This window comes from uncultured Methanofollis sp. (assembly GCF_937919355.1).
In the GTDB taxonomy this organism is placed as follows: Archaea; Halobacteriota; Methanomicrobia; order Methanomicrobiales; family Methanofollaceae; genus Methanofollis.
The window spans coordinates 1-24,723 of sequence record NZ_CALFSA010000021.1; the positions used below are offsets into that span (position 1 = coordinate 1).

The 24,723-nt window shown below is 60.8% G+C and carries 25 protein-coding genes; 13 read left to right on the forward strand and 12 right to left on the reverse strand.

The genetic code is table 11. The features are described 5' to 3' along the window. Window positions 1-244: 244 nt before the first annotated feature. Window positions 245-1,207 carry an EF-Tu/IF-2/RF-3 family GTPase gene (locus tag Q0520_RS01135; RefSeq protein WP_298665598.1) on the reverse strand — a complete coding sequence of 321 codons (963 nt, stop codon included), beginning with the start codon at window positions 1,205-1,207 and terminating at the stop codon, window positions 245-247. 93 nt (window positions 1,208-1,300) lie between these two features. Here Q0520_RS01135 and Q0520_RS01140 point away from each other — a divergent pair, with 93 nt between their 5' ends. The 4 genes from Q0520_RS01140 (at window position 1,301) to Q0520_RS01155 (ending at window position 5,135) form a co-directional block, all read left to right on the forward strand. Then, window positions 1,301-2,395 (forward strand): acetate--CoA ligase family protein, encoded by a 1,095-nt coding sequence (locus Q0520_RS01140; RefSeq protein WP_298665600.1) that lies wholly within the window; start codon window positions 1,301-1,303, stop codon window positions 2,393-2,395. 29 nt (window positions 2,396-2,424) lie between these two features. After that, window positions 2,425-3,480 (forward strand): hypothetical protein, encoded by a 1,056-nt coding sequence (locus Q0520_RS01145; protein ID WP_298665603.1) that lies wholly within the window; start codon window positions 2,425-2,427, stop codon window positions 3,478-3,480. Beyond that, window positions 3,461-4,543 (forward strand): magnesium/cobalt transporter CorA, encoded by a 1,083-nt coding sequence (gene corA, locus Q0520_RS01150; protein ID WP_298665676.1) that lies wholly within the window; start codon window positions 3,461-3,463, stop codon window positions 4,541-4,543. The genes Q0520_RS01145 and corA overlap by 20 nt, the downstream gene beginning before the upstream one ends. An 82-nt stretch (window positions 4,544-4,625) precedes the next feature. Further along, entirely contained in the window at window positions 4,626-5,135 is a 510-nt protein-coding gene (locus Q0520_RS01155; RefSeq protein ID WP_298665606.1) for a hypothetical protein, read from the forward strand. Window positions 5,136-5,413: 278 nt separating this feature from the next. Here the strand turns inward: Q0520_RS01155 and Q0520_RS01160 are convergent, their stop codons facing one another. Then, window positions 5,414-5,890: a pyridoxamine 5'-phosphate oxidase family protein gene (locus tag Q0520_RS01160; protein WP_298665611.1), complete on the reverse strand. Its 477-nt coding sequence runs from the start codon at window positions 5,888-5,890 to the stop codon at window positions 5,414-5,416. A 56-nt stretch (window positions 5,891-5,946) separates the two neighbouring features. Further along, window positions 5,947-6,270: a DUF427 domain-containing protein gene (locus tag Q0520_RS01165; protein ID WP_298665614.1), complete on the reverse strand. Its 324-nt coding sequence runs from the start codon at window positions 6,268-6,270 to the stop codon at window positions 5,947-5,949. A gap of 73 nt (window positions 6,271-6,343) precedes the next feature. Between Q0520_RS01165 and Q0520_RS01170 the strand changes: the two genes are divergently transcribed. Continuing rightward, window positions 6,344-6,964 carry a hypothetical protein gene (locus Q0520_RS01170; RefSeq protein ID WP_298665617.1) on the forward strand — a complete coding sequence of 207 codons (621 nt, stop codon included), beginning with the start codon at window positions 6,344-6,346 and terminating at the stop codon, window positions 6,962-6,964. Between the two features lie 124 nt (window positions 6,965-7,088). After that, complete coding sequence (locus Q0520_RS01175; RefSeq protein ID WP_298665619.1) at window positions 7,089-8,660, forward strand: WD40 repeat domain-containing protein; 1,572 nt, start codon at window positions 7,089-7,091, stop codon at window positions 8,658-8,660. Here Q0520_RS01175 and Q0520_RS01180 read toward each other — a convergent pair. Beyond that, window positions 8,593-9,486, reverse strand: a complete 894-nt coding sequence (locus Q0520_RS01180) for an A/G-specific adenine glycosylase (protein WP_298665621.1) — start codon at window positions 9,484-9,486, stop codon at window positions 8,593-8,595. The genes Q0520_RS01175 and Q0520_RS01180 overlap by 68 nt on opposite strands. Before the next feature lie 124 nt (window positions 9,487-9,610). Here Q0520_RS01180 and Q0520_RS01185 point away from each other — a divergent pair, with 124 nt between their 5' ends. Beyond that, a complete protein-coding gene (locus Q0520_RS01185; RefSeq protein WP_342765223.1) occupies window positions 9,611-10,069 on the forward strand; it encodes a ferritin family protein in 459 nt (152 codons plus the stop codon). A gap of 37 nt (window positions 10,070-10,106) precedes the next feature. Here the strand turns inward: Q0520_RS01185 and Q0520_RS01190 are convergent, their stop codons facing one another. Further along, the gene (locus Q0520_RS01190) at window positions 10,107-11,522 is read right to left on the reverse strand and encodes an MFS transporter (RefSeq protein WP_298665623.1); all 1,416 of its coding nucleotides are present in this window, start codon (window positions 11,520-11,522) and stop codon (window positions 10,107-10,109) included. Between the two features lie 135 nt (window positions 11,523-11,657). On the opposite strand from Q0520_RS01190, the gene Q0520_RS01195 reads away from it, so the two are divergent. Further along, complete coding sequence (locus Q0520_RS01195; protein ID WP_298665626.1) at window positions 11,658-12,134, forward strand: YbhB/YbcL family Raf kinase inhibitor-like protein; 477 nt, start codon at window positions 11,658-11,660, stop codon at window positions 12,132-12,134. 6 nt (window positions 12,135-12,140) lie between these two features. Here Q0520_RS01195 and Q0520_RS01200 read toward each other — a convergent pair whose 3' ends face one another. Continuing rightward, window positions 12,141-13,454 (reverse strand): NCS2 family permease, encoded by a 1,314-nt coding sequence (locus Q0520_RS01200; RefSeq protein ID WP_298665627.1) that lies wholly within the window; start codon window positions 13,452-13,454, stop codon window positions 12,141-12,143. 110 nt (window positions 13,455-13,564) lie between these two features. On the opposite strand from Q0520_RS01200, the gene Q0520_RS01205 reads away from it, so the two are divergent. Next, complete coding sequence (locus tag Q0520_RS01205) at window positions 13,565-15,700, forward strand: thioredoxin domain-containing protein (RefSeq protein WP_298665629.1); 2,136 nt, start codon at window positions 13,565-13,567, stop codon at window positions 15,698-15,700. A 24-nt stretch (window positions 15,701-15,724) separates the two neighbouring features. Here Q0520_RS01205 and Q0520_RS01210 read toward each other — a convergent pair whose 3' ends face one another. Beyond that, window positions 15,725-17,089 carry a rhodanese-like domain-containing protein gene (locus Q0520_RS01210; RefSeq protein ID WP_298665631.1) on the reverse strand — a complete coding sequence of 455 codons (1,365 nt, stop codon included), beginning with the start codon at window positions 17,087-17,089 and terminating at the stop codon, window positions 15,725-15,727. Between the two features lie 73 nt (window positions 17,090-17,162). Next, window positions 17,163-17,474, reverse strand: a complete 312-nt coding sequence (locus Q0520_RS01215) for a heavy metal-binding domain-containing protein (protein ID WP_298665633.1) — start codon at window positions 17,472-17,474, stop codon at window positions 17,163-17,165. A 180-nt stretch (window positions 17,475-17,654) separates the two neighbouring features. On the opposite strand from Q0520_RS01215, the gene Q0520_RS01220 reads away from it, so the two are divergent. Then, window positions 17,655-18,017 (forward strand): hypothetical protein, encoded by a 363-nt coding sequence (locus Q0520_RS01220; RefSeq protein WP_298665634.1) that lies wholly within the window; start codon window positions 17,655-17,657, stop codon window positions 18,015-18,017. 17 nt (window positions 18,018-18,034) lie between these two features. Here Q0520_RS01220 and Q0520_RS01225 read toward each other — a convergent pair whose 3' ends face one another. Genes Q0520_RS01225 through Q0520_RS01235 form a run of 3 tightly spaced genes read right to left on the reverse strand, consistent with a single transcriptional unit; the run spans window position 18,035 to window position 21,173 of the window. Continuing rightward, window positions 18,035-18,853: an ABC transporter ATP-binding protein gene (locus Q0520_RS01225; protein ID WP_298665636.1), complete on the reverse strand. Its 819-nt coding sequence runs from the start codon at window positions 18,851-18,853 to the stop codon at window positions 18,035-18,037. After that, on the reverse strand, window positions 18,850-19,965 hold the full coding sequence (locus Q0520_RS01230; protein WP_298665638.1) for an iron ABC transporter permease: 1,116 nt from the start codon (window positions 19,963-19,965) through the stop codon (window positions 18,850-18,852). The genes Q0520_RS01225 and Q0520_RS01230 overlap by 4 nt, the downstream gene beginning before the upstream one ends. 44 nt (window positions 19,966-20,009) lie before the next feature. Next, entirely contained in the window at window positions 20,010-21,173 is a 1,164-nt protein-coding gene (locus tag Q0520_RS01235; RefSeq protein ID WP_298665640.1) for an iron ABC transporter substrate-binding protein, read from the reverse strand. 283 nt (window positions 21,174-21,456) lie between these two features. On the opposite strand from Q0520_RS01235, the gene Q0520_RS01240 reads away from it, so the two are divergent. The 3 genes from Q0520_RS01240 to Q0520_RS01250 are packed head-to-tail and all read left to right on the forward strand — an operon-like array spanning window position 21,457 to window position 23,605. Then, the gene (locus tag Q0520_RS01240) at window positions 21,457-21,939 is read left to right on the forward strand and encodes a hypothetical protein (protein ID WP_298665642.1); all 483 of its coding nucleotides are present in this window, start codon (window positions 21,457-21,459) and stop codon (window positions 21,937-21,939) included. Further along, window positions 21,939-22,955, forward strand: a complete 1,017-nt coding sequence (locus Q0520_RS01245) for a PIN domain-containing protein (protein WP_298665644.1) — start codon at window positions 21,939-21,941, stop codon at window positions 22,953-22,955. The genes Q0520_RS01240 and Q0520_RS01245 overlap by 1 nt, the downstream gene beginning before the upstream one ends. Next, a complete protein-coding gene (locus Q0520_RS01250) occupies window positions 22,919-23,605 on the forward strand; it encodes an HAD family hydrolase (protein WP_298665646.1) in 687 nt (228 codons plus the stop codon). Before Q0520_RS01245 ends, Q0520_RS01250 begins: the two co-directional genes overlap by 37 nt. A 72-nt stretch (window positions 23,606-23,677) precedes the next feature. On the opposite strand, the gene Q0520_RS01255 is transcribed toward Q0520_RS01250, so the two are convergent. Continuing rightward, entirely contained in the window at window positions 23,678-24,715 is a 1,038-nt protein-coding gene (locus tag Q0520_RS01255; protein ID WP_298665648.1) for a M42 family metallopeptidase, read from the reverse strand. Window positions 24,716-24,723 lie beyond the last annotated feature (8 nt).

Genomic DNA, 24,723 nt, shown 5'->3' on the forward strand with positions numbered 1-24,723 from the left:
ACTCAACTGCCTTCCTTCATCTTCGCACCGGGGGCTCTGCCCCCGGACCCCCGGGATTGCGATGGGGCGGGGAAGGCGAAATCAACGATCGTGAGGGGGATTTACCATCCCGGGTTCTATCCTAATGCGGGGTGCGAGCGATAGCGAGCTTGAGAAAACCGTAGGTTTTCGAGGGATCGGGGGGCGGTCAGCCCCCCGCAGAGATAGCCATCTGGAGGATTTCTACAAAGCTAAAAAAAGAGAATTACAGGGTGAGAGTCCCCACAACCCGCAGGTTCCCGCCCTCGAGGTAGGTGACGACCGCCTTCGACCCCGGCATGTAGACCAGGTCCTTCTCGAGTTCGAGGGAGACCTTCACCGACCGTCCGTCGGCCTCGGCCGCGGTGACGCGGGAGGGGATGAACTGCATCCAGTGGCCGACATGGAGGACCATACCCTCGGTGATCGGCGTCTTCCAGACAGGCACGAGGTGGAGGGTGCCGGTCACGGAGGTCGCACACCGGAGGGAGGAGTCGTTCGTGAGGACATAGCCGCGGTCGAGTTCTTCAGCCTCGATGTTCTTGAGGGCGAGGCCGACACGGTCGCCGGCGTCCGCCTCCTCGAAGTCCTCGTCGTGCTTCTGGATCGACCGCACAAGTGCGGACTTCGCCGTCGGGAGCACCTTGAGACTGTCGTGCTTGCGCATGTGGCCGTCCGCGACGCACCCGAGAATCACGGTCCCGACACCGCGGACATTGAAGAAGTGGTCGATCGGGACGACGCAGGTCTTCTTCGGGTCGGCAAGGGAGCGCTCGATCCCGATCTCTTCCGTCACCTCAAGGAGGCGCTCGCGGAGGTCGACAGCGTCGTCGTCGACGCACTCGTACTCCGCAAGCACCGTCCCCTTCAGGATGGGCCTGATCTGTTCGGGAGTGATATAGTTACGGAGGACGAAGTAGCCCTTCTTCACGCCCGCCGCCTGGAGCATGAGCAGGTACTCCCCGAAGGTCGCGTTCAGGGCTTCGACGACGACGATGGCCGCGTCTGCAAGGGACGCGGCGTAGAAGAGCGGGGCGAGACGCTCAGGGTACCGGGTCGGTTCGATGAACGTCACCGTCTGCGCACCCTTTTTCAGGTTGTAGAAGGTGATATCAGTGCTCGTCCCCTTTTTTCCGAGATCCTTTGCGTATCCTGCAGGGCCGAATACCGCTACAGTAAGGTTCGCCATACAGAGATATTGGTGGGAGACGGGGATAATGCTTCGCGAAGGAGCGACAGACGTTTATAGGGCGGGACCGATTGTCCGCTGAGGTGCAGGCACGTGACCCGGAGACTCAGGGAGGCCGAGGGCTACTCCCTCCTGACAACCTACGGCATCCCGGTGCCCAGTCATGCCTTTGCAGGGGACAGGGAAGGGGCAGGGGACGCCGCCGACGCCCTCGGCTACCCTGTCGTCGTCAAGGTCGTCTCCCCCGACATCGTCCACAAGTCAGACGCAGGAGGGGTGCGGACAGGCGTGCGGGACCGCCGGGAGGCGATGGAAGCCTACGATTCGATCCTCGCCACCGTATCCGGGCGGCACCCCGGCGCCGCGGTCGAGGGCGTGATCGTCGAGGAGGAAGTCGGAGGCGGGCGGGAGTTCATCGTCGGCGGGGTGACCGACCCCGCGTTCGGAAAAGTGCTCACCTTCGGGTCGGGCGGCGTCCTCGTCGAACTCCTGAGGGACGTCGCTTTCGCCGTCCTCCCGGTGGACGAGGGGAGGATCAGGGAGATGGTCCGCGGCATCAGGGGCTACCCCCTCATTGCGGGCTACCGTGGCATGCCGCCCCTTGACGAGGAAGCGCTCGTGGCGGCGGTCGCAGGCGCGGCCCGGATGTTCATGGAGGAGGAGAGAGTCGCCGAGTTCGACATCAACCCCCTCGTCCTCAGGGAAGAAGGGGCGTGCGCCGTGGACGCAAGGATTATCTTCAGAGAGGAGAGGCCTGCGACGGCGGAGGCCCCGGAAAGACCGCCCTTCACCCTCCCGGCCCCGGCGTCCGTCGCCGTCATCGGCGCATCTTCCGAACCCGGGAAGGTGGGATACGCCCTGACAAGAAACCTCCTCTCCTTCCCGGGAAAGTTCTGGCCCGTCAACCCGAAGCATGCAAACGTCCTCGGGCGGACCGCCTACCCCTCTGTCCTCGCCGTGCCGGAGGCGGTGGACGTCGCCGTCGTGGCGGTGCCGGCGCCGGTCGTCCCCGCCGTCCTTGGCAAGTGCGCGGAGAAGGGAGTGCCCCTCGCCGTGATCATCTCCGCGGGGTTCTCGGAGAGCGGTGCGGAGGGGAGGGAGAGGGAAGAGGAAGTGAAGAGGATCGCGGCGGCGACAGGCACCAGGGTTTATCTGCATGAGAAGCCCTGGCTTCTACTATTGTATTAGGTGCGAAGGGGAGGGAGAGGGAGGAGGAGGTGAAGAGGATCGCGGCGGCGACGGGCACCAGGGTGCTCGGGCCAAACTGCCTCGGCATCATCCTCCCGGCCCTGAACCTCAACGCCACCTTCGACCCCATCACCCCGAAACCCGGCCACATCGGTTTCCTCTCCCAGAGCGGCGCCGTGATCACGACCGTCGTCGACTGGAGCATCCCCGCAGGGATCGGTTTTTCCGCGGTCGTCAGCGTCGGCAACCAGGCCGACCTCGGCTTTGCCGACCTCCTCCCGGCCATCGCCACCGGGCCCGGCACGCGGGCCGTCATCCTCTATGTCGAGGAGGTCAGGGACGGCCGGCGCTTCCTGGAGGCGGCAAAGGCCGTGACCCCTGACATACCGGTCATCGCCGTGAAGTCAGGGGCATCCGAGAGGGGGAAAGCGGCGGCCTCCTCCCACACCGGTTCTCTCGCCGGGTCGTACGCCGTCTATGCCGCCGCCTTCAGGGAGGCCGGGATACTCCTCGCCGGTTCCCTCGAAGAGGCCTTCCAGCTCGGCGAACTCCTGGCGTCGGAGGGCTATCCCGCGGGCGATAGGTGCGTCGTCATCTCGGGCGCCGGGGGTTTTGCCGTCCTCGCCGCAGACTATGCGGAGAAGCACGGCGTCCCCCTCCCGCCTCTCCCGCCTGGGATCCTCGACGCCCTCGACGCCTTCCTCCCCCCGATCTGGAACAGGACAAACCCGATGGACATCATCGGCGACGGCGGGGCCGCACGCTTCGCCCGCGTCTTCGATGTCATGATCGCCCGGCAAGACCTCTGGGACATCGCCTGCGTCGTCAGCGTCCCCTCGGCCGTCCTGAACCCGGTCGAACTCGCCCACGAGATCGCGAGGTTCTCGGGAAACACCCGCAAGATGGTCGTCTGCTGTCTCCTCGGCGGCGAAAGTATGAAAGGCGCGGTGCGTATCCTCAAAGACCACTGCATCCCGAACTTCCCCGAGATCGAGGACGCCTTCAGGGCCGTCGGGACGGTCCTCGCCTCCGGGCGCCGGGGAAAGGGAGCGGCGCCACCCTGTGATGCGAGAAGGGGCGACTGAGATGGGCGGTGCGGCACGGCGACGATCGGAGAAGGCAGGCCTCCCGCCGGGTTCTCTCGTCTATGTCGGCGACGCCGGGCAGGAGACGACGGTGATCGATGTCATCGACTACACCTGGGATGAGATCAGGGAGGAGGCAGAGATCGGCGTCGACGCCGTCCTGCCGTACCTGGCGAGGGAGTCTGTCACCTGGTTCAACGTGACCGGCCTCAAGGACACCGCCGCCATCGGGAGGATCGGGGAGATCTTCGGCCTCCACCCCCTCGTGCTGGAGGACATCCTCAACACGGAGCAGCGGCCGAAGACCGAGGAGTACGACGGGACTATCTACGTCATCCTGAAGATGATCGGATATTCAACGGAGGGCGACCTGATGGACGAGCAGATCAGCCTCGTCCTCGGGAAGAACTATGTCATATCATTTCAGGAGCGGACGGGCGACGTCTTCGATCCCGTGCGGGAGCGGATCAGGGCGGGGAAGTGGCGGGCCCGGCGACTCGGCGCCGACTACCTCGCCTACGCCCTCGTCGACGCCATCGTGGACGGTTACTTCACGGTGATGGAGACCTTCGGCGAGAAGATCGAGGCTGTGGACGACGCCCTCATCGAAGACCCCGACCCCGGCGTGATCAGGGCGATCCAGGGTGTGCGGCGCGACCTCCTGTACCTCAGGAAACGGATCTGGCCGCTGAGGGAGGTGGTCTCCTCCCTCGAACGGACCGACTCGCCCCTCTTCGCCGACCAGACAAAGGTCTATCTCAGGGACGTCTACGACCACACCGTCCAGGTGATCGAGGCGCTGGAGATATACCGGGACATGGGGGCAGGGATGCTCGACATCTACCTGTCGAGCACGAGCAACAGGATGAACGAGGTGATGAAGGTGCTGACGATCATCGCCACCATCTTCATCCCCCTCAGTTTCATCGCAAGCGTCTTCGGCATGAACTTCAGGCAGATGCCCGAGTTGGAGTGGGAGTTCGGGTACCACTCCTCCCTCCTGCTGATGGCCGCCGTCGCCCTCGGCATGCTCCTCTATTTCAGGAAGAAGAGATGGATATGACCGCACAGGGCGGACAAAAGGACGGGCGCTTCCGACCTGCGGCGGGCGGAAACCCTATATCACATGGTGCCGTCCGGCACCTATGGCCGGGATATCAGCAGGGGTCATCGAGGCGCGATTCCCCCTTCTCTCCGGGCATTCGCTCGAGGGAAGGAAGGTGATCCTGCCCAAGGACCTGAAGGGCGTGGTCGCCCTGATCGCCGTGGCCGTGCAGAGGGGGGCCCAGCCCATGGTCGACTCGTGGCGGACGCCTTTTGAGGAGGAATTCGCAGGCGATCCGGGGATTGCCTTCTACGAGGTGCCGGTGATCGAGAAAGAGACAGAACTCTTTCTCGGGGGCGTGATCAATGCGGGGATGAAAGCGGGCATCGACTCTGCGAAGTACGGGTCCGTCATCACCGTCTTTGCGGACACGAAGTGGGTGAGGAAGGTGCTCGGGATGGACGACCCCTCCCGCGCTTACCTCTACCTCCTCGACCGGGAGGGGACGGTCAGGTGGAGAGGGTCGGGGTTCGCGGGAAAAGGAGGGATAGAAGAGGTCATTGCCGTGGCACGGAGGCTTGCCGGCCTGGAGGCCATGAAGAACCTGTAGCAGTAACACTACCCGTGCATCAGGCGGTTGAGATGAGGGCCGGAGGGGTGCGGTGGTCATCGTCTGCGCCGTCGTCTTCACGAACAGCATCGCCGTGATCACCGCGATCATCGGGAGCGGCTGCCTCGGCGTTCTGGTCTTCGAGGGCCGACAGAAGAAGATGGCATAGCCTCGCAATGCGTCAGGGAACGCGGCTAATATCATGACGCAGAGATATTTTTCGGGCAGATACAGGAGGGAGGGGTTCTGGCGTACAGGATCCCTTCTCCCAATGCCCTTCAGAGGTTCTTCAGGGCGACGATATCGACAACTCCGGTCAGTTTCCAGATGTTCGAGCGCTCCTCCGAAGCGATCGCCTCGATAGGTTCCCCGGGGTGGTGTCCGAGCGCCGCAAGGATGTTCGTCGAGAGTTTCCGTTCCTTGATCATCCTGACAAACTCGTTCCTGATGATCTTCTTCTGGATCGTGTCCTCCTCCTGCCTGAGGTATCCCTGCATCGTCACAAAGGTATAGCAGGAGAGGTCTCTGGTGAACTTCTCGACTTCGACCGAGACATAGGGACTCTTCCTGAAGAGGTCGTTCTTCCGCCCGTACTTTGTCGAGAGGAAATAGAGGAACTTGCCGTCGAAGACGTAGAGGAAAGGTGCGATATAGGGGTACTTCTCCCCCTGGAAGGCGATCCGGGCAATGAAGCCATCGGCGATCAACTGGTCGTACTCTTCTTTCTCCATTCGGGGTATCCTTACAATCTCCATGCTCTCTCCACAGTGGCGTCTCCCCTGCACCCCATAAAAAATTTTCTTTTTGTTTTTCAGTCGGTCATCTTCACCCCTTTCCAGAACGCAACATGATTGCGGATCATTCTCGCCGCCGGTTTGGGTTCGGGGTAGTACCAGGCGGCTTCAGCGTTCTCCTTCTCGCCCACGACGACCGTGTAATAGTGCGCCTCACCCTTCCAGGGGCATGTGGTCATGGCGGGCGAGTCTCTCAGGCACTCGCGCCTCACCGACTCTGGCGGGAAGTACACATTCCCCTCGACCATCCTCACATGATCACTCTCGGCAAGGGTCATCCCATTCCACTCTGCCCGGACCATATTCCTCCTGCCGTGCAGGATCTCCTTCAGCATAACCATTTCCCAGGGGTAGGAAAATCGTTACGCAATAAATAAATATTATGATAAAGTATACCGCTGCGAACGTGATACTATGGACGGAGATCAGTTAAAACATACAAAGACTCTGTTATTGGGCACCATTGTTCTGATTATGGTTTTCATGGCATCCGCAGCTGGATGTACCGGCGCGTCGGAGAAGCAGAACACCACAGCACCCCAGACCACCTCTGGCGATGCGGGCAGTGCTTCATCGTCACCACCCTCCTCATCAGTGTCCGCCGTCTCCCACACAGAACTCCAGAAGTTCCTCCCCGCGGCACCCGGAGGCTGGCAGATTGACGACAAGAGTGGCGTGACTTATACGACAGATGGTGAGGAATGGAGTTCGGCATGGGCCACCTGCTCCCGGACAGACAACCCCGACACCATGGCGACGGTCTATATTCAGGACACTGCCGGCATGAGGGTGGGCTACTGGGCGATGTGGGACACGGCATTCAGCATTGAAACAGATGATTCCTCCGTTAAGTCAACTACTATGAAGGGCAACCCTGCGTGGGAGTACATCGACAAGACAGTCGGGGACTATAGCCTTTACGTTGGGATTAAAGACAGGATCATCGTCTTTGTCGACGTTGACGGAGGTTCAAAAGACGACCTGTATGCATTTGCTAATTCCATTGATTATGGTGGACTTTCCGCGCTAAAATAATGCGCAAAAAATCCCTTTTTCTTTCCCACCCCCGATTGACAAAATCACAATATTAATTACACATCAATCAAAAGGATTTGTACTGCCATTTATGGCATACAGTCAAAGATATGGGGGGAATTTGTTGGTAAAAAAAGCAATTGTGCTTGCATGTATCGTCCTCCTCTTCTGCCCCTCTCTCGCCGTGGCGGAGGAGACCGGTGAACCGGTCTGGGAAACAGCACTCGGAAGCAGGGTCGTCTCTACCTCGATAACTGCGAACGGCGACCTGGTTGCCGCAGGGACGCAGGGAAACGGAGGAGTCGTGCTTCTTGACCATGAAGGAAAAAACCTCTGGAACTATCCCACAGGATGCCCGGTCTTTCAGGTGTCTGCGTCCCATGATGGGAAACTCATCGCCGTCGCCGCCGACAAGGTCAGAGTCCTCAACAGGAACGGGGATATCATAACTCAGGTCGAGGATGATTATTACGCATATGGTGCGGCTATTTCTGGAGATGGGAAGTATATCGCTGCTGGTTACGACAACAACCATGTCGTCCTCCTGACCACCGAAGGGAAGAGGCGGTGGACACAGGTCCTGGATGGAGACCCGAAAGCCCTTGCACTCTCGTCCGACGGTTCGGTCATCGCAGTGGGGAGCAAGGACGCACAGATCTCTGTCTTCGACACCCAGGGCACCCCACTCTGGACCTTCGACACCGGGAAGGCGGTCACCAGCATCTCCGTATCACCTGAAGGGGACTACGTAGCCGCAGGGTCTCTGAACTACTTTGTGTATTTCTTCGACAGGAACGGAACCGTGCTCTGGAAGCATAACACACACGAGAGGGTCTATGGCGTGGCAGTCTCCTCAAACGGGGCATATGTGGCTGCGGCCTCGGGCACCACAGTCACCCTCTTCACCAGTACCGGCGACATCGTCCGGACCTATGACATCGGTCACCCTGTCTTCGGGGCGGCGATCACCCCTGACGGGACAGAGATCGCTGTCGGGACAGGGGCCGGTGGAGAGGGAGCGGTCCTGCTCAGAGGAGCAGACAAAACTGTCACACCGGAACAAGCCGCCCCTGAAAACATATCAGCACCCCGGGAGATGAAGAGCATGGCAGCGACCGGACAAACCGACCAGAACAGGGACACCTACCTCCTCAGGTACTTCCTGCTGAAGGGGGAGGATTACGTGCCCGAGATCGCCCACGAGTTCGACGGCGCCACCGTTGCAGGGATCGTGCGACAGGACGACGGCACCGGCGTCGCTGTCAGGATGACAGTCGAAAAGGGATGGGCTGAAGACCACGGCGGCAGCGAGAAGATACACCTCGTCACCGTCGCCCCCAACGCCATCGACCAGTTCCCTCTCAGGGCCGAGGTACTGAAGACGAAGTTTGTCGGCTACGACCCTGAGGACCGCCTGGTCTTCGAGGGTTACTCGCCCTACCCGGTCACAAAGTACGGGGTGATGGCAGAAGGAGAGGAGAACGGTGGGGGACCGGGGGAAGATGAGGAAATACCCCTCCCCGACCTCTTCTGGCGTGAAGGTCATGACAATGCAACCGGAGACGGGCCCGTCGACAACGGTGTCTCCGGGAACAAAACAGTGACGAGCGAGAACTTTGGGGACAACACTACCGGATCCGGTACTTTCCCGACTCTTCCGCTACAAATCCCTCTGTCACCATCTTTTCAAGAATAATTTCTCCTTTTTTCCGGTCAACTTCCAGGCCCTCGAAAAGGGCGGCGGCGTCCATGGGGCCCTCACTGAGAAGCACCCTGAGGACACGGCCCCTGACCTGCCGGTCTGAACCTTCGAAACGGCTCTGGATGGCATAGGAGGCGCTCCGTCGGTTCGGGTTGGGATAACGTTTCTTGAGCATCGTGCCATAGTCCATCACACCCCAGTAGAACTCCCGCGGGTGCTCCGGGTCGAGAGTTTCGGCGACAAGGGGGAGGATCTCGGCATCGGTGATCCCCTCCCTGCCCCTGAAGAAGAAGTGGATGAAGACGCGACGGACATTGGTCTCGATGAAGACCGTTGGGGCATTGAAGGCGAAGGCCGCAATCGAGGATGCCGTCGCATGGCCGATGCCGGGGAGGGACTCAAGGTCCCCGACTGTCCGGGGGAGGGTACCGCCAGATTTCTCCACGACGATCTGTGCCGAGCGGTGGAGAGCGATCGCACGCCTGTTGTATCCGAGACCCTGCCAGGCGGCAAGGACGTCCCTTTGTTCGGCGGCGGCGAGTGCAGGGAAATCCGGGAATTTTTCGATGAACTCAGCGTATTTCTGCCTGACCCGTTCCACCCCCGTCTGCTGCAGCATTACCTCGGAGACAAAGATCCTGTACGGGTCTGTCGTCTCACGCCATGCCATCTGCCGCCTCTGGTGCCGGTAATAATGACAGATCACCCTGCGGAGAGCGCGGCATGCCGCCCGTCCCGGCCCCTCTCCGGAGAGGGCCCTCTCAAACTCCCCGACCAGCACCGCATGCTCATCTGAAAATTCAGTAACCCCGGCAGACACGGTATAATCAGGGACCTCGCCCGAAAAAAAGGTTGAGGTGGCGGCTTGAGTCCCCTCCCATTGCAGGGGAACATTTCTATAAGGCAGGAGGTCATCTGGTCTCCCGTGCAGGGGGGGAAAGACCATGCTGAAACTTGAGTCATACAGGGAGATCCTGTCCCAGGCGATCGACAAAGAAGTCGAGGCATATGTTTTCTATGAGTCAGTCCAGGAGAAAGTGAAAGACGCAAACCTGAAGGCGCTCTTCAGGGAACTCGCCGAGGAGGAGAAGCAGCACCGGAAGATCCTGGAGGGCTATCTCTCCGGAAAGACCGGAGAACTCCACTTTGACGAGTCGAAGGACTACAAGGTCTCATCTACTTTTGAACGCCCGCAGCCGACGACCGACATGAAACCTCTGGATGGCCTGAAATATGCCATCAAGAGAGAGGAGGACGCCATGGAGATGTACGGGCAGTTTGCCGAACTCAGCACCGACCCGGCCCAGAAGCAGGTCTTCACAGAACTGGCGAAGATGGAGAGGGGGCACAAGGCGCGGCTCGAAGACCTCTACACAGAGATGGCCTTCGTCGAGGCCTGGTAGGGGGATTAACCCGGCCGCACCTCACTTTTCTTTATTATTACTTCCCGGGAACCGCGACCGTCACTTCGCTGTCCCGGATCTGCCGGGCAAGGAAGATGACGAAGACGGCAAGGAGGACGATCAGGCCGAAGATCGAGGTGAAGGCTTCACCCGTCGGCACGGCAGTGTTCCATCCAGGCACGGACACCACATGGAGGGAGATGAAGAAACCCGCGATCACAGGACCGATCATCCCTCCCATGTTCTGCGCCGTATGGTAGACCGCACTCCCGATGCCGGTCTCTTCAGGCCGCACCGACCTGACGATGATGATCGTGTTGCTGGTGAGGGTGATGGACATCCCGGCATTGAGGAGGACACCGGCAAGGACGAGATTCGTCATCGATGGGTCGAGGAGGAGATAGCAGACAGCACCCCCGGTGAAGAGCACTGACCCGATGAGCATGGCGGCACGCGCCCCCCGCCGCCTGATGAAAGCGCCTGTGAGGGGACCGCAGACCATGTCGGCGAGAGCACCGGGCATCATCACCAGGCCGACGGCAAAGTGAGAGAGGCCAAGACCGGTTGGACTCTCGATGAGATAGGGGAGGGTCTGGATGACCATGAAAGTGAGCATGGAGACGAGAAAACCGATGGTCATGGCGATGACCACCGGTGCCTTTCTGATCATGGCCGGGTCGACCATCGGGTCGGGCGACCGTCTCTCTGCACGGGCAAAGAGGAAGGCAAAGATGACGGCAAGGACAACGCAGGCCGGGACAACGGGCGAGGTCCACCCCTCCTGTCCACCGAAGGTGAGGGCCATCACGACGAAGATGAGGAAGAGGGTGAGGGTGACAACGCCGGGCCTGTCGATCGACGCACCCTGCACGCGAGGCGACGGGATGATGATGAATATAGCCGCCAGGAGGAGGAGGAAGACCACAGGCGCCGCCACATGATAGGTCATCCTCCAGCCGAAGTGCTCGATGATCCAGGAACCGATGAAGATGCCGAGGAAGGCACCGGCACCGAACATTGCAGCGATCGTGCCGATGGCGACAGGCACCTTCTCCTGCGGGAACTGTTCCCTGATCAGGGCGTATCCCAGGGGCAGGACGCCGAGGCCCACCCCCTGTGCGGCCCGGTACAGGATGAGGGTCCATATGTTCGGGGCCCATCCGCTCACGAAGACACCTGCCGCATAGACGGCAATAGAGAGGAGGATCATCCTCTTCTTCCCGTAGAGGTCGCCGCATTTCCCGATGACCGGCGTGATGATGGCGGCGACAAGCAGAGGGACGGCCAGGATCCAGGAGTTGAGGACGCCTGAGACGCCAAACTCGTTCTGGATGGCAGGGAGGGCCGGCGCCAGCATCGCGTCGGTGAACATCACCATGGCGACGACCGCACTCAGGAGAGCGGTGACAGAGAGATGGTACCGCGGATCTCCGACATCAAAAAGGCACTTCAAGAAATCACCAGACTCACAGAATATCCATATTTTATCTGATCTCTCCGCTCTTTAGCCTTCTCACAGGAGGGGACGGGAGGTATGGCGGGCACTATTATATAGGAGAAACCGGGGATGGGACGTGGGGGGACCCACATGATAGGAGAACAGATCGGAAAACTGAGCGTCAAGATCAGCGTCCTGAAACTGCCGTACAACTACACCTGCGACGGCCTCGACCAGTCGCCTGCCATCACCATCGGCGGCGTCGATGTGGAGAAGACAAAGTCCCTTGCCCTTGTCGTCAACGACCCGGACGCGCCGCATGGCGGGGACTTCACGCACTGGGCGATCTGGAACATCGAACCGGTGCGGGTCATCCCTGAGGCGATCCCGAAGGACGCCGAGGTCTCCTTCCCGTTCGAGGCACGCCAGGGGAGGAACTCCTTCGGGAAGATCGGGTACAATGGCCCGTGCCCGCCGCGGGGAGAACAGCACAGGTACGACATCAGGGTCTACGGCTTGGACTCCATGCTCGACCTCCCGGCAGGTGCCGACAAAAAAGCGCTTCAGGAAGCGATGAAAGGGCATCTCACGCAGTACGGCGAGACGTACGTCCTCTATGGACGGTAAAAAAAGTTAGTAGGGGTAGAAGATAAAGAAGAGCAGACAGAGGGCGAAGAGCACCCATGCCGCGGGCTTGACGTCCTCCATTTTCCCCTGCACGATCTTAAAGAGCGGGAAGAGGACAAAACCCGCACAGAGCCCGACCCCGATGTTGTAGGTGAAACTCATCATGACGATGACCGCAAAGGCCGGGATGATCTCTGCATAGTCCTGGAAGTTCAGTTCCCGGATCGGCGCCATCATGAGGAGGCCGACGATGATGAGTGCGGGGCCGGTTGCCGCGGCAGGGATCGCCGCGAAGAGCGGGGAGAAGAAGAGGCCGAGGGCGAAGAGCGCCGCCACCACTATGGCAGTCAGACCGGTCCTGCCGCCCGCCTCAATGCCGGCTGCCGACTCGACAAAAGTCCCGGTGGTCGTCGTGCCGGCGACAGCGCCAAACATTGTCGCCAGGCCGTCGGCAAGGAAGGGCTTCTCGATCTCCGGGAGGTTCCCGTTTTCGTCCAGGAAGCCTGCCTTCGCCGAGGCGCCGATGAGCGTCCCCATAGTGTCCAGAAAGTCCATCGTGAACATCGTGAGGATGACCGCAAAGAATCCCCAGGTCAGAGCGCCGAGGACGTCGAGCTGGAGGAAGACCGCCGAGACGTCGGGCGGCATGCTGAAGATGGCCTGAGGCGGTGCGGCGATGCCGGTGAGGAAGGCGATGATGGCGGTTGCCAGGATGCCGACAAGGATAGCGCCCTTCACCTTCCGGATCATGAGCGCGGCGATCAGGAGGACGCCGAAGACTGCAAGGGCAACGGGCGCGGTGTTGAAAGCACCGACATGGACGGGCGCAGTCGCGGTGCCGAGGACGACGATCCCCGAGTTCACCAGGCCGATGAAGGTGATGAAAAAGCCGATGCCGACGGCAAAACTGATCTTGAGGTTATTGGGGACGGCCTCGGTCATGATCGACCGCCACTTCGTCAGGGTGAGCAGGGTCAACAGCACGCCCGAGATGAAGACGGCACCGAGGGCGGTCTGCCAGGAATACCCGAGGACGCCGACGACGGTATAGGCGACGAAGGCGTTCTCACCCATATAGGGAGCGATCGCAAAGGGACGGTTTGCGTAGAGGCCCATGATCACGGTGCCGAAGATGGCCGAGAGGATCGTGGCGACCATCGCAGGGCCGAAGGGCATGCCCGCGGCCTCAAGGATGGCCGGGTTCACCACGATGATGTAGGCCATCGTCATGAAGGTGACAAGGCCAGCGACGACCTCCCGGTGTACTGTTGTTCCGTGTTCTTTGAGCCTGAAATAACGTTCCAGAACATTTTCTGTCATAGGATACAGATCTCCACTCTCTCTGTTCTCCGAGATCGGGGTTAACCCTGCCGGGCACTCACCGGAAAACGATATAAAGGGTGATGGCGGTGAAGGGGTGGTGATGTCCCATGGGCGAGGAGAGAGCGCATCTGAACGCGAACAGACTGGTCAGTGAAAAAAGTCCGTACCTGCTACAGCATGCCTACAACCCCGTGGACTGGTACCCCTGGGGGGAGGAGGCGTTCGAACGTGCGAAGCAGGAGGATAAACCGATCTTCCTCTCGATAGGGTACTCCACCTGCCACTGGTGCCACGTGATGGCGCGAGAGTCCTTCGAAGACCCGGAGGTCGCACGACTGATGAACGAGACCTTTGTATCGATAAAGGTGGACCGGGAGGAGAGGCCCGACATCGACGCCGTGTACATGCAGGCATGCCTCGCCCTCAGCGGGCGGGGTGGATGGCCCCTCTCGGTCATCATGACGCCGGAGAAATTACCCTTCTTTACAGCCACCTATATCCCGAAGACGTCACGTTTCGACATGACCGGGATGCTCGACCTTGTCCCGAAGGTCAGGGACCTCTGGACAGAACGGCGGGACGAGGTCAGGGCTTCTGCCGGGGAGGTTGCCGACGCCCTGAAGACGGCCCTGCAGGAGGGCGCGGGCGGGGAAAAGCCCGGGATGGCGCTCGTCCACCGGGCCTTCAGGAACCTGGAGCGGGACTATGACCGGGAATACGGCGGTTTTAGTCACCCCCCGAAGTTTCCCTCTCCCCATATCCATATCTTTCTCACCAGGTACTGGCAGGCGACCGGGGAGAAGAGGGCCCTTGAAATGGCGGAAAAGACGCTCTTCGAGATCCGCAGGGGAGGCGTCTTCGACCAGATCGGTTTCGGTGTCCATCGCTACGCCACCGACGAGGCATGGGCACTCCCACATTTCGAGAAGATGCTCTATGACCAGGCGATGCTCATCCTTGCCTGCACGGAGGTCTTCGAGGCGACGCAGAACCCGGCGTGCCGGCAGACGGTGGATGAGGTCGTCACCTATGTGCTCCGTGACCTTGCATCGCCAGATGGGGCGTTCTATACGGCAGAGGATGCGGAGAGCGAGGGGGTTGAGGGGAGGTTCTATCTCTGGACGGCACCGGAAGTGCGGGAGGTCGCAGGGGCAGACGACGGCGACCTCTTTGCCGCGGCCTATGCCCTCGGTGAGAGGGCACCGCTCGGAGTACCGCAGGTCGGCGTGAATGTCCCGCACAGGACAGGGACAAACGCCGAGATCGCACGGCACGCCGGCATCACGGAGGACGAGTGTGCGGGAAGGCTTGAAGAGGTGCGACAGGAACTGTTCGCAGCGCGGTCCAGGCGGATACGACCGCACAGGGACGAAAAGATCCTCCTCGACGGGAACGCCCTGATGGTCGCAGCTCTTGCACGGGCAGGAAAAGTCTTCGGGGAAGAAAGGTACACGGACGCCGCACTGCGTGCCCTGGCATTTCTCCGTGCGCACCTCCGCGGCCCGGACGGGCACCTCTTCCACCGGTACAGCGACGGCGAGATGGCCATCCCCGCCATGCTTGACGACCACGCCTTCCTTCTCTGGGCCCTGAACGAGGTCTACCAGACAAGATCAGATCCCGCCGTCCTGAAGGAGGCCTGTGAAGTTGCCGACAGCATGATCGGACGTTTCGCCGACACAGCAGGAGGGGGATTTCACTTCACACCCGAAGGCAGCGAGGAACTCCTCTTCAGGCAGAAGGACGCCTACGACGGGGCTGTGCCGTCGGGCAACGCGGTGGCGCTCCAGAACCTCCTCGTCCTCTCACGGGTGACCGGAGAGAGCAGGTACGAGGAGGCGGTGGCCGATGGCTTCAGCGCGTTCGCAGGCAGAGCCGCAAAAAACCCCTCTGCATCCATCGGTTACCTGACGGCACTGATCTCGGCGTTCACCCCGTCCTACGAGGTCATCATCGTCGGGGAAAGGGACGACCCGGCGACAGGCGAGATGCGCGACGTCCTCCGCAGTGTCTACATCCCGAATCTCACTCTCATCCTCAAGGACCCTGAGAACGCAGACGCTCTTGCCGATATCGCTCCCCACACGGGCCGGCTCGCACTCAGGGGAGAGACGACCGCATATCTCTGCCGCGAGCGCCTCTGCGAACAACCTGTACAGGACGCTGCCGCCCTGAAGAAACTCATCGGCGGAGGCAGACTCCAGGAAAAATATCAGATGACATCTGCACGGGGGATGCAGTGAACTGAAAATGGTGTTATGCTGCCCCTATGAAGGGGCCGCCCCTTTTTCCAGGGGCAGACCGGCATTTATCCAGGCTGTCATGCCGCCGAGGACGGTGGTCAGCTGTGTGTAGCCGTGCCTGAGCAGGATAGATACGACGAGGCTCGCCTTGAAGCCGCTGTCGCAGATGACATAGACGTCCCTGTCCCGCGGCACCCACGCAAGGCGTCCCTCGATATGGCCGGCATAGATGTGGACAGAGCCAGGGATATGCCCTGTCCTCTCCCTGTCGCCGGTAGCCCTGACGTCGAGGACAAACCGGTCTGCACCGACCTCATGGACGGAGCATGTGCCGCACCGCCCGACATGCCGACCACTCCTGGCCCATGCCGCCATCCCCCCGGCACAATATCCCGAGATCAGGTCATAGCCGATCCGCCGGGCCTGCACCTCGGCACTGGCGATGCCATCGTCGAACTCGTCGACAAAGATGACCGGGTGCGTGTAGTCGGCATAGTACCCAAGGAAGGAGGAGATACCGTTCTGCCAGATGCTCAGACTGCCCGGCACATGCCCGGCCGCAAAGGCCGACGGCCCCCTGATATCAACGACCTGCGCACCCTTCGCCGCCGCATCGGCGACCTTGTCAGGTGAGAGGGGGCGGACCGGGTGGCCGGTATCGATCGGGGGAGGGCCTGCACGGTTGTAGCGTTCCATCACGGCAAAATACGGCGGATAATAGTGGTGCTCCCCGACCTTGAGAGTGGTGAAGGCGTCTCTGTTCATGCCGAGGGCGGGGTTCGTCCTCTTCTCGTACCCGATCGTCGTGAATGGCCTGTCGGCGATCTCGCCGCCGCAGATAGACCCGGCCCCGTGGGCCGGGCAGACGATGACGCCGTCGCCGAGGGGAAGGATCTTTTTCTGGAGAGAGTCATGGAGTTTCCCTGCCATCTCAGCGAGGCGGTCCGGGAAAAAGTCTGTCCTGCCAACGTCGCCGGCAAAGAGAGCGTCGCCGGTGAAGACGAGGAAGGGGTCGCGGGAGACCCGCGTGTCGGTCAGCACGAGCGATATGCTCTCCTCGGTGTGGCCGGGCGTTTCGAGTACGCTGAGACGGAGTGGGCCGATGGTGAAACCGTCGCCTTCACGGACAGGGACACCATATGCGAAGTCCATCTGCGACCCGTGCAGGACCTGTGCCCCGGTCTTCTCTGCAAGTTCGAGAGAACCGACACAGTAGTCTTCGTTCCTGTGGGTCTCGACGATGTGGGTGATCGCAAGGCCGTGCCGCCGGGCAACGTCCAGGTAGACGTCGATGTCGCGCCGCGGGTCGATGACGGCCGCCGCACCTCCTGCCCCGACCAGGTAGGAGTTGTGCGCCAGTCCCTCTGAGACGATTCTTTCGATGATCATGTCCCCTCGCTGAGGGGTATCGATCTCTCTATATAAACCTGCCCGACACGCAGGCAGGCGCGAAAAAAGGGATTTACCTCAGCCTGACGGCAGTCCCGTAGGCCATCAGTTCGGCGGCGCCGGGCATTGCCTCCGCGGTCGAGAACCTGAGGCCGATGACGGCGTTGGCACCGAGTTTCTCGGCCTCTTTCTCCATCCTATTAAGGGCGATATCCCGTGCCTCGGAGAGCATCTCGGTGTAGGCCGTGATCTCCCCGCCGACCATGCCCTTCAACCCGCTCAGGATGTCACGCCCGATATTCTTTGCCTGTACAGTGCTGCCCACGACGAGGCCGAGCACCTCGAATTCGTGGCCGGGGATGGATTCAGTGGTTGTGATGATCATCGTTGTTTCACCAGAATATACAGGAAATTTTCGGCACGGTGCGATATATGCTTTCTTCACCGACGGCACCCCGCTCACAAAGATCGTCTCTTCAGCCCATCCCACATCGAGGCTACGAAAATATTCGCGGTCTTGAAAAGCACTATATCATGCCGGGACGAACTCAGGGCGGTGGAAAAGATGCATGGAAGACCATGGATAACTGCCCTGGCACTCTTCGCACTCATCTGCGGCGCAGTGCTCATCGCAGGGTGCACCGGCACCGACAGCGGCAAAGAGTTGAATGAGACCCCCGGCGGAACGGTGACCGAGACAGTGACCGCCGGGATCACCGGCACCGGCACAGTGACCTACATCGACCTCGAAGGCGGTTTTTACGGGATCGTCGCAGACAACGGTACGCACTACCTGCCCCTGGACCTCGACCCGGCATTCGAGCAGGACGGACTGAAGGTGACGTTCACCCTCGAACCTGCCAGAGATATAATGACCATCCAGCAGTGGGGGACGCCGGTGAAGGTGATTTCCATCGAGAGGACCTGAAAGACAGGCCCGCACTCTCACACGTACGCATCGCTTTTCTGTTCTCCCGGAGAAGCGGCGTGCTTCTCCGGCATGCCCGCACCGCCCTCTGGGATGACACACCTGACGCCGGCGATCTCACCGATGATCACGGGCAGTCCATAGACCTCCTCGATCACGTCGGCCGTGACGACCTCGCGGCCGCCGTGGGCGTAGATATGCCCGGCCTTCAGGAAGATAAAGCGGTCCGCGTACCTGAACGCCTGATTGAGGTCGTGCATCGTCATCACCGCCGCAATATTGTGCTGGCGGACGACCTGCACGATTGTGGAGAGGATCTCCACCTGGTTTTTGAGGTCCAGACTGCTCGTCGGTTCGTCGAGGAGGAGGATTTTCGGTTCCTGCACGAGGGCCCGAGCGATTGCAATCTTCTGGAGTTCGCCGCCGCTCATCTCGTCGATGTAGGAGAGGCGGAGATGGTCCATGGAGAGGCGGTGGAAGACAGCGTCGACGATCCTGAGGTCGTGCCCGGTGACGTCCCACCCTATATGAGGGCGGCGGCCGAGGAGGACGGCGTCGAACGCGGTCAACCGCCCGGTCTCCACCCTCTGGGGGACGTAGCCGACCCTCCGGGCGATATCCATCAGGTCAAGCTGACAGAGGTCTTCGCCGTCGAGGTTGACGACGCCGCTTTTCGGGCGGAGGATACGGTTGAGACACTTCAGGAGAGTCGTCTTTCCGACACCGTTCGGGCCGAGGATCGCGACGACCTCGCCCCTATCGATGGAGAAGGCGATCTTGCTGAGGACCTCACGGTTCTTGTAGAGGAAACAGAGTTCATCGACAGAGAGGATCACCGCCTGTACCCCCGTATGAGCAGGTAGATGAAGACAGGCGCCCCCATGAAAGCCGTCAGGACGGCAACAGGAAGGACATACGGCGCCACGATGAGACGGGCGACGGTGTCGGAGGCGAGGAGGAGGAGACCGCCCATCACGCACGACCCCGGGATCAGGTAACGCTGGTCGTCGCCGATGACCCGTCTCACCATGTGCGGGCAGACCAGTCCCACAAACCCGATCACCCCGAGGAAAGAGACGATCACGGCGGAGACGAGCGCCGCAACGATCATCCCGATGTTCCGCACCCTCTCGACATTGACGCCGAGTCCTTTTGCGGTCTCGTCACCGGCATCGATGGAGTTGTAGTTCCAGCGGTTCGCGAGGAAGAAGATGCATGCCCCGGCAACGACGAAGGCCATGACACCGAGTTCCTCCCAGTTGATACGGCCGACGTCGCCGAAGGTCCAGAAGACGACCGCGGCGAGTTGCGTGTCGTCGGCGAAGTACTGGAGGAACATCGTCCCGGCCGTGAAGAGTGAGGAGAGAGCGACGCCAGCGAGGACCATCACCTCGGGAGACGCCCCGCGTATACGGGAGATGAGAAGGATCACGGCAGTGGCAAGGAGGCAGAAAGCGAATGCCACGACTGTCGTCAGGTAGGGGTTGTTGAGGGTGACGGCACTGGCGACCGTCGACTGCATCTGGCCAGTGCCGAGGACGATGACAGAGACGGCCGCCCCGAAGGCACCGGCATTCGAGATGCCGAGGGTGAAGGGCGAACCGAGGGGATTTCTGAGGATCGACTGCATCGCGACCCCCGCCACCGAGAGGCCGACGCCAGCAACGATGGCGGCGAGTGCCTGCGGGAGGCGGATGTTCCAGATGATCCGGTCCCAGTTGCCCGGTTCGTCCATGGAGGCGCCCGGCTGGAGGAGCGCGGTGATCCGGTCGATGGATCCGTTCACGATGGAGAGAAAGACGTCGGACGGCGGAATGCTGACCGCACCGACAGAGATGGATATGATCAGAAGGAAAAAAAGGAGGACGAGTCCCCCGAGGACCCAGAGGTACTTGCGCCGCACATATCCCAGGTAGTCCGCGGGGACGGTCCCGTCTGCGAAGTGCACCTCTCTACATCCTCCCTGTCAATCTCATGCCATGAACCATTGCGTCACACCGTGATCTGCGTGAAGCCGAGGTCCCTGTACTGGCCGTTCAGGTCGTTGAAGACGGGTTTGCCGAGGAAGAAGGTGTAGATCTCGTCCGCCTTCTTGACAGGATCGACGTCGACGAAACGGTCGGGGTAGAGGGTCTTCCCGATGAAGTATGCGTCGGCGAGCACGGTCTCGAAGTTCGTGTTGTAGAAGTTGTACGGGAGGACGCCGTAGACCCTACCTTCCTTCGATGCGGAGAGGCCCTGCAGCGCGGAGTCGGCCTTCAACTCACCGATCGCTCCGTCGTTCTCCATCTGGACGGTGCCGACGTCGACGAAGACATACCCGGGGTCCCAGTCGACGAGCGCTTCTTTCGCGATATCAGCGTGGGCCGTGCCCATGCCTGCGGCGACATTTTTTGCGTGCACCCAGAGGAAAGGAGGGTAGGCAGGTTCAGTGGAGATGATGCCGTGAGCACCCGCCGAGGAGACGCCACCGACATAGACGGTCTTCTGTTCGGCTTCAGGTATGTCTCCTGTCCGGCGCTCAAGGTCGGCAACCGTCTCTTCGATATAGGCGATCACCTCTTCGGCCCGGTCCTCTTTCCCGAGGACTTCGCCCATCGTGCGGAGGCCATCGTACATCTCGGCCTTCTCAGCGTCGTTCCGCAGAGAACCGTACGGGAACGCGACGACCGGGATGCCAGTCTTCTCCTCCAGTTTGTCGGCCTCGGCAGCACTTGTCCCGTATGCCGTCCCGCTCGAACCCGTCTTGAAGATGAGTTGCGGGTTGATCCCCAGGATCTTCTCCGGGTCGTCCTTGCCCCTGAACTCACCGATCAGGGGGAGGTCCCTGAACTGTGACCCATAGACAAGGGCATATGGACGGCCTTCGATCGCGTTCTCCTTCTTCTCGATGCTGTCCACACCGATAGCAAGGTCCTGGCCCTGCAGGTACACAAGGTAGCGGAGACATCCCGACCCTGAGCAGACGACGCTCTCCAGCGGCGACGGGACGGTGACGTTTCGACCGAAGCCGTCGGTGACGGTGATCTCGGAGGACTGCGCAGGGGTTACTGCCGGAGTCTGCTGGACAGGCGATGACATTCCCGTGCATCCAGCCACGGCGATCATGGCGGCAACGAGTGCCACCAGAATAGTACTATTTTTAAAACATATCATACTCTCACCAATTAGATCAATACAAAAATAATACTTAAGCGCACATATTTAAGTGTATGTAATCATTAACACATACTATATTGAATATGCTGCGAATTTTTGTTATGGATCCAAATAAAAATATAATTTGATGGATAATATGCCTGCAAACAGAAAAACGTTTCCCCTGCCGTAGATCCAGGAACAGAGGGGGAGAAGCCTATACCTGCCGCAGAAGATGAAAACTCCTTCCCCAACCACTGTCAGCACAGTCTTTTTAACCTCTGACCCATGTCTCCTCATCATGGGACGCGGGACCGTGTACATCACCTTTGCCGGACGGTCGATCTGGGCGCTCCTCAACACCTACCACGCCGTCCTGCGGGAAGGGAGGTGCCTCCCCGAGGAGGTCCATATCATCGCGGAGACACCGTGCATGCCCGACACGGCCGCGGCAGTCAGGGGGATCGGGATCATCTCGCGGCGGTACGGGACCTCGCCCGCCGTATCGGTGACCGCGGTGCCGTGCGGAGACTTTGCCGGTGCCGCAGGGACAGTGCTCGACCTCGCCCGCCGCCGGGCCGGAGAGGGGTACGAGATCGCCCTCGACATCACGCCGGGCAGAAAGGCCCTCATTGTCTCGGCATGCCTGACCCTCGCCGACGCCGGCATCGTCCCCGCACACATCTTCTACCTCGGTCTCCAGGGCAGAGAGTCCCTGCCCCTCCCGCACCCCATGATCCCGCTCCACCTCCAGGCCCTCCATGACCTTGCAGGAGGGGCCTGATGCCGGCGACAAGCGAGGTGATCGAAGGCAGGGAACTGACCGTCCTTGCAAACCTCTTCGCCGACGGCTTCACCCTTTCATACCCCATCTACGGGACTGACATCCTCTCTGTCCGGCCTTCTGCCGAAGGATATGCAATCAAGGTACTCTGCCGGTATGAGGACTTCTTCAATGGTGCAGAGCATTTCGGGGAGCATGCACAGGAGATGCCTCTCTTCACCGACTTCGAGGAGTGCCTCCTTGCAAGCGGGATCACTGCCTACGAGAACCTCGACGAGTTTGCGACGCGGGCAGACCTGTACCGCGACCTGAGGAAGGACGTGTACTACGGGATCGACACAAACCTCCTGTACCACCGGTTCGTCACCGTCACCGGCGCCCTGCAACCCGAAGAGACGATCCTGGTCGACGTTGTCAGGCAGGAGATCGAGTACGTCCTCAACCACAAGTACTCGGCCCGCCTGATCGGTGAACTCGTTGCAGGCGCCCCGGAAAAAGAATGGATCATCGCGGAGTTCGAGAACAGGCGGAAGAAGAAGTCAAGGAAGGCGGCGTACCGTGCGATGGCCGAGTACAGGGCGCTCCGCGACCGCGCCATCCTCCTTGATTCGGGGCAGAAGGCCACACATGCCACACGGGAGAACGACCAGTTCATTGTCAGGGCGCTCAGGCAATTCGAGGAGGAGCGTTTCAGCCTCCCCGTCCTCCTCACCGCCGACGCTGCAATGGCCGACCTCTGCGATGCCGGAGGCCTCGAATACTTCCTCTTCAGGGCGCCCTACCATGCACGGCCGGGATTTGTCTCTCCAGAGGCGCTCCTCGGTTTCATCGCCGACCTTGCCGTGACCTTCGGGGTCGTGGAGATCGAGGGGACCTGCATCTTCAGCGAGTACGGCGGCAAGGGCAACGACGCCGATGCCTTCAAACTAACATTCATAGATGAGGATCTGCATACAGAGTTTGCACTGGACGTGGACGTATGCAGACATCTTCTGGCCCTCGGGATAGAGAGGTAAAGGCCCTCCTCTTCGACATGGACAACACGCTCTGGGACTTTGTCACGGCAAAGCAGGCGGCATGCCACGCCGTCGTCGACTTCCTGAAAGTGGGCGACGGTGAAGACCTTTACCAGTACTTCAGGAGGCCGGGGGTCGGTTTCGAGGACCCGGGAAACATCCTCGACTATATCAGGGACATCAACGCCCCTGCCGCCTCATTCCCCCGCTGCTGTACGGTCTACGAGAAGACGAAACTCGCCGCCATCTCTCCCTACGAAGGAGCGGCCGAGACCCTGTCCTCGCTTACGGACGCCGGCATCCCCCTTGCAGTCGTCACCGACGCTCACTCATCTCAGGCAAAGAGGAGGCTTGAGAAGGCCGGGCTCAGCGAGTATTTCTCCTGCATCGTCACCCCGGACATTTCAGGGCAGAGAAAACCCGAACCTGCGTCCTTCCTCTATGCACTCGGTGCCCTCGATGCCGACGCCGCGGAGGCGATGGTCGTCGGCGACAGCATCAGGCGGGAGATCGAACCGGCACATGGTCTCGGCATGAAGACGGCCTACGCCCTGTACGGCGACAGGAGCGACAGTCCGGTATCCCTCCTCTGCAGGCCCGACTTCGTCCTCCATGACATCAGAGACCTCATAGAGATCCTGAAGCTCTGAATCTTGTGCATTCTCCCTATCACTGCGGGGGGAACAATCGGACACCCTCAGGGCCTGATGATTAAAAAAAGATTAGAAGTCGGGCTTCGACTTCAGGGCCTCGACCAGGAGAGCGATGCCTCCTTCGATGTCCTTCGTGTCGAGCACCTCGACAGGCGAGTGGATGTAGCGGGTCGGGATGCTCAGCGTCGTGGAGGGGATGCCGCCGCGCTCCAGGTGGATGGTGGTGGCGTCGGTCGTGCCGCCCTTACCGACTTCGAGCTGCACCTTGATCTTCTTCCCGGCCGCGGCCGCACGCAGCCAGGCGATGACTTTTTTGTTGGCGATGAGGCCCCGGCCATTGCTGTCGATGATGGTGATGACCGGCCCCTCGCCCATCTCCAGGGATGCGTCCTTCTTCTCGATGCCCGGGTGGTCGCCCGGAATGGTGGTGTCGGTGGCGATGGCGCAGTCCGGGTTGAGAGAGTAGGCGACGGTCTTCGCACCCTTCAGCCCGACCTCCTCCTGCACCGTGAAGACGCCGTAGATGGTGTGCGGCGACTTCACCGTCTGGAGGGTCTTGATCAGCATCACGCAGCCGGCCCTGTTATCGAAGGCCTTGCCCGTCACCCTGCCGTTCGCAAGTTCGGTGAACTCGCGGTCGACGGTGACCGGCGTCCCGACCTCGATGCCGAGTTTCTCCGCGTCTTCTGGCGAGGTGGCGCCGATATCGATGAACATGTCGTCCACCTTCAGGGGCTTCTTGCGGTCCTCCTCCTTCATCACGTGGGGAGGCTTGCCGCCGACGACGCCGTACACCGGCCCCTTCGTCCCGTGGAGGATCACACGCTGGGCATAGAGGGTCGGGTCATACCAGCCGCCGACGGTGACGAACCTGACAAAGCCCTTCTCGTCGACGTACTTGACCATCAGCCCGATCTCGTCCATATGGGCCGCAAGCAGGATGGAGAAGTCGTCCCCCTTCTTCACGGCGATGAGGTTCCCCATCGTGTCCTCCCTGATCTCGTCGACGTACGGGGCGACCTCTTCCCTGATCACCGCCGCGACGCTCCCTTCGCTCCCGGAAATACCGTGGGCGTTGGATAATTTCCTCAGCAACTCCTTTACCATACGATCAC